The sequence below is a fragment of the Actinosynnema sp. NPDC059797 genome, assembly GCF_042732085.1.
In the GTDB taxonomy this organism is placed as follows: domain Bacteria; phylum Actinomycetota; class Actinomycetes; order Mycobacteriales; family Pseudonocardiaceae; genus Actinosynnema.
In genome coordinates this window covers 1-3,576 of the sequence record NZ_JBHWIE010000550.1, presented here as the reverse complement: position 1 = coordinate 3,576, position 3,576 = coordinate 1, and the positions used below count along the sequence as shown (strand labels likewise).

Annotated in this window: 3 protein-coding genes; 2 read left to right on the top strand and 1 reads right to left on the bottom strand. The window is 74.2% G+C overall.

The annotated features are described in order from the left end of the window. Window positions 1-88: 88 nt before the first annotated feature. Complete coding sequence (locus ACFV4N_RS41460; RefSeq protein ID WP_499678174.1) at window positions 89-463, bottom strand: histidine kinase dimerization/phosphoacceptor domain-containing protein; 375 nt, start codon at window positions 461-463, stop codon at window positions 89-91. Between the two features lie 327 nt (window positions 464-790). Here ACFV4N_RS41460 and ACFV4N_RS41455 point away from each other — a divergent pair, with 327 nt between their 5' ends. Then, window positions 791-2,200 carry a serine hydrolase domain-containing protein gene (locus tag ACFV4N_RS41455; protein ID WP_499678173.1) on the top strand — a complete coding sequence of 470 codons (1,410 nt, stop codon included), beginning with the start codon at window positions 791-793 and terminating at the stop codon, window positions 2,198-2,200. A gap of 188 nt (window positions 2,201-2,388) precedes the next feature. Further along, window positions 2,389-3,567, top strand: coding sequence for a right-handed parallel beta-helix repeat-containing protein (locus tag ACFV4N_RS41450; RefSeq protein WP_499678172.1), 1,179 nt, complete (start codon window positions 2,389-2,391; stop codon window positions 3,565-3,567). The last annotated feature ends 9 nt before the right edge of the window (window positions 3,568-3,576 follow it).

Sequence of the window (3,576 nt, the reverse complement as noted above, 5' to 3'; positions counted from 1 at the left end):
CGCACCGCACCTCGGCCAGCGCGGCGCCTCTGTCCTCCTCGATCAGCATAACCTCCGGTTCGCTCGGCCATGGCCTCCTCACCCCGACCTAGACCGGCACCGCGGCCTTCATCGCGATCAGGCTGAGGTTGTGCCCGACCACGTCGTGGATGTCCCGGGCGATGCGCAACCTCTCCTCGGCCAGCGCGCGGGCGGTCCGCGCCGCGGCCAGCTCCGCGGCCCTGCGCCGCCGGTCGCGGACCACCGCGGTCACCGCCCAGGACCCGCCGATCACCACCGCGCTGTAGAGCAGGGCCGCCACCGGCGTGGTGGCGAACGACTCGGTCCCCTCGGGCGGGGGGACCAGCGGCAGGCCCGGGACGACCGCCACCGCGACCCCCGCCGCCGACACCGCGACCAGCGCGCCGACCGCGCCCGCCGCACCCGCCCTGCCCGAGGCCAGCCCAGCGGGTACAGCGCCCACGCGAGGGCCGGCGCCACGACCTCCTGCCCGAGGCCGGTCACGACGGCCACCACCCCGACCAGGGCCACGCCGGCCACCACGGCGGCCGGCCACCGCCCGCGCACGACCAGCGGCCCGCCGAGCGCCAGGGCCGCCACCCAGGCGAGCGCGTCCGGCTCCGGCGCCCGGAGGCCCGCCCACAGCACGACCACACCGGCGGCCACCACGTCGACCGCCCACCGCGCCCCTGGTCCGAGTGCCACGCCGCCACCGTAACCGGGCCGCCGCGGGGGGAACTCGGACCACGGTCCGATGTCCGGCGGCCCCGACCGGCCCAGACTTCCCGCCGTGCTCAGCCTGATCCTCTCCACCGCCCTCCTCGCCACCGGCGCACCCGTCGCACCGCCGACCCTCGCCGCCGCCGTCACCGCCGTCGTCGAGCAGCACCGGGAACGGACCGGGCTCCCGGGCGTCGCGGTCGCGATCACCCTCGGCGACACCGCCGTGCACACCGCCGGGTACGGCCACACCCCCGGCGGCGAGCCGATCTCGGCGCGCACGCCCATGGCGGTGGCGTCGGTCAGCAAGTCCTTCACCGCGCTGGCCGTGGCGCGGCTCGCGGAGGGCGGCCGGCTCCGGCTCGACGACCCGGTGCGCACCCACCTGCCGGAGTTCCGGATGGCCGACCCGCGCGCCGCCGACATCACCGTGCGCCGGCTGCTCGACCAGACCTCGGGCCTGTCGGACACCACCCACCGCTCGTTCACCGGGCCGGAGGTGCGCACCCTCCGGGAGGCCGTGGCGGCGATGCGCGACTCGACCCTGGCCGCCGACCCCGGCACGCGCTGGGAGTACCACAACCCGAACTACCAGGTGGCCGCGCGCCTGGTCGAGGTGGTCGTCGGGCTGCCGTTCGGCGAACACCTGCGGCGCACCGTCTTCGAGCCGCTCGGGATGCGCGACAGCCGCACCGCGGACACCGAGCGCGACCTGCCGCCGAGCGCCCGCGGCCACGTCCGGGTCCTCGGCGTGCCGATCGCCGTGCCCGAGCCGCCGGCCTTCGGCAACGGCTCCGGCGGCGTGCTCAGCACCGCCCACGACCTGGCGGCGTGGCTGATCGCCCAGAACAACGGGGGACGCGGCCCGACGGGCGCCTCGATCGCCTCGCCGGAGACCATCGCCGCGACGCACACCCCGTCCGCGGTGTCCGGCTCCTACGCCCTCGGCTGGTCCGTGGGCGTCACGGACTCCGGCGCGCCCCTGGTCGACCACGGCGGCGACCTGTTCACCTCGACCGCCTACCAGGCGCTGCTGCCGGCCTCCGGCCACGGCATCGCGGTCACGGCCAACTCCGCGTCGGGCGAGGCCCAGGAGATCGGCGCACGCCTGATCGCCCTGGTGGAGGGCCGGCAGTCGCCGCCGTCGGGCGACCCGGCCCCGATCGTGGACGCGGTGCTGCTCGGCCTCGCCGCCTGCGGCGCGGGCCTGGCGGTCCGGGGCGTGGTCCGCGCGCGGCGCTGGGCCGCCCGCCGACCCCGGTGGACCGCCGCGCGCCTGTCGCCCCTGCTGCTGCCGGCGCTGCTCGCCGTGACGGTCCACCGGGTCGTGGGCTTCCTCTACCGGGGCCGCGACGTGGCCTGGCTCCAGGTCGCCTACCTGTTCCCGGCGTTCGTGGTCGCGCTGCTGGTGACGGCCGCGGGCTGCGCCGCCGTGCTCACCGCCAGGCTCGTCGCGCTGCGCCGGAATTCAGGTACGTGAATTCCGGCGGCATTCGTCGTCTTGACACCCGAGAGCCCTGATCGTAACGTCCACTTCGTTTGGAAAACGCTTACCACTAATACTGGCAACACTTTCGGGTCGTTTTGTTCAGCCCGTTGAACAACGCGGGCCGACCGGCGTCCCCGATCCACCACCCTGCCGGTCCGCGACCACCTCCCGGAGATCCCATGCGCTTCCGCTTCGCCACACCCGTGCTGGCCGCCCTCCTGGTCGCCGGCGCGGCGACCGCCCAGGCCGCCGACTCCACCCTCGTGGTCGCGCTCAACGGCGACGACGGCAACCCGGGCACCGTCGACCGGCCGTTGAGGTCGATCCAGAAGGCGGTGGACCTGGCCCAACCCGGCACGTCCATCCTCATCCGGGGCGGCACCTACGCGGTGACCACGAACGTCCAGATCCTCAAGAGCGGCGAGCCGGGCAGGCCCATCAAGCTGGCCAACTACCCCGGCGAGCGCGTCGTCGTGGACGGCGAGGACCTGCCCGCGAGCCACACCCCGGTGGGCGGCAGCATCCCGCGCGCCGAGCGGGGCGTGTTCCACCAGGAGGCGTCGTGGTGGCACGTCTCCGGGCTGGAGGTCATCCGCGGCCCGTACGCGTGGTACTGCGCGGGCTGCGACAACAACGTGTTCGAGCGGCTGGTCACCCGCGACAACTACGAGACCGGGTTCCAGCTCCAGGGCGCCTCGTCGAACAACCTGATCCTCAACCTCGACAGCCACGGCAACCGCGACCCGCGCAAGAACGGCGAGAGCGCCGACGGCCTGGCCATCAAGGAGGGCTCCGGCAGCGGCAACGTGGTGCGCGGCGCGCGGTTGTGGAACAACGTCGACGACGGTTTCGACGCGTGGCTGTTCACCTCGCCCATCCGCATCGAGAACACCATCGCCCACGGCAACGGCTACAACCGCTGGAACCTGCCGGACTTCTCCGGCGACGGCAACGGCTTCAAGCTCGGCGGCGGCAACCCGGCCCCGGCGGCGGCCCACACCCTGGTCAACACCATCTCCTACCGCAACGCCGCGCACGGCTACACCGACAACGGCAACCCGGGCTCGATCACCCTCACCCGCAACACCGCGTGGAAGAACGCCAAGACCGGCTTCACGGTCAACCGCTCGACCTCCGCGCTGACCGGCGACCTCGCGGTGAACAACGCGACCCCGGTCTCGCTCGGCTCGTCCACGGGCTCCGGCAACTCGTGGGACATCAAGTCGTCGTGGAGCGATTCGGACCTGCGGAGCACCAGCGCGTCCACCATCACCGGGGCGCGGGCCGCGAACGGCGACATCCGCCCGTCGGACTTCCTGGTGCCGAAGAACCACCCGAACCTCGGGGCGCGCATCTGACCGCCGGGC